Source organism: Streptomyces spongiae (genome assembly GCF_009377185.1).
Lineage (GTDB): Bacteria > Actinomycetota > Actinomycetes > Streptomycetales > Streptomycetaceae > Streptomyces > Streptomyces spongiae.
In genome coordinates this window covers 1-1,215 of sequence record NZ_VJZC01001089.1, presented here as the reverse complement: position 1 = coordinate 1,215, position 1,215 = coordinate 1, and the positions used below count along the sequence as shown (strand labels likewise).

Here is a 1,215-nt window from a genome sequence, read left to right as displayed (position 1 = left end):
GTCTGGGACTTCGTCGACCAGGGGCTGAGCTGGCCCGTCCCGAAGCGCAAGATCCTCACCGAGTCCGGGCCCGGCGCGCTGCGCGCCGAGATCCTCCCCGCGAGCGGCACCTTCGACCGCGCCAAGGGTGTCTACGGCGCCACCGTCTTCGCCCGCGACGAGCGTCTCGACCTCACGGGCTCGCTCACGCTGGAAGCCTGGATCACCCCGCACTACACCGGCGAACACCAGCCGATCCTCGCCAAGGGCGACACCCAGTACGCCCTCAAGCAGACGAACAGGACGCTGGAGTTCTTCATCTACGGTGGCGGCCAGTGGATCAGCGCGAGCTGGGCCCTCCCGGACGACTGGACCGGCGGCGAGCACCACGTTGCCGGTGTCTTCGACGCGGACGCCGGCACGCTGACCCTCCACGTCGACGGTGCGGTGAAGGCCACCCGGACCACAACACGCACCCCCAGCAGCAACACCGCGCCCCTCGCGCTCGCCACCGACGTGGACAACCCCACCCGGGAGTTCAGCGGCACGATCCGCCGGGCGCGTGTGTACGCCCGTGCCCTGAGCGCTGCCGAGCTCGGCTCCGACAGCCGCGGTCCCGGTGACGAGGGCGTACGGCTCTGGTTCGACGCGGCCGCCGCCGAACTCACCGAGAAGCGGCCCCGCGAGAAGACCTTCTTCCCGTACGGCGGTGACTGGGGCGACAACCCCAACGACGGGACCTCCAACGCGGACGGCATCGTCACCGCCGACCGGGGGCACACCGGCAAGGCCGCCGAGATCAAGCAGATCTACCAGGCCGTGGGCGCGGCACCGGCCTCCGGGGCCTCCCTCGCGCTCGATTCCTCCGGAGCGGCGGTCACGCTCACCAACGAGTACCTGTTCACCAACCTCCGTGAGTTCGACGGCCGTTGGTCCCTCGTCGCCGACGGAGAGGTCGTCCGGCGCGGAAAGCTGAGCCGGACCCAGCTGGACGTCCCGCCGCTCGGCAGCAAGGACATCACGGTGCCGGTGAAGCTGCCGGACGCCCCGGCCGCGGGCACCGAGTACTTCCTCCAACTGTCCTTCACCACCAGGGAGTCCGCCCCGTGGGCGAAGGCCGGCTTCGAGGTGGCCAAGCAGCAGCTCCGCGTCGACGCCGACAGCCCGGCCGTGACGCCCGTACCCCTGGCGAGCGTCCCCGCGCTGCGGTACGAGGACGGGGGCGGGGACGGGGGC

General features: G+C 71.4%; 1 protein-coding gene. It reads left to right on the top strand.

Going from position 1 to position 1,215, the window contains the following annotated elements; translation table 11 throughout:
• A partial coding sequence (locus FNH08_RS50320) for a beta-galactosidase domain 4-containing protein (protein ID WP_152778722.1) occupies window positions 1-1,215 on the top strand: 1,215 nt, incomplete at both ends.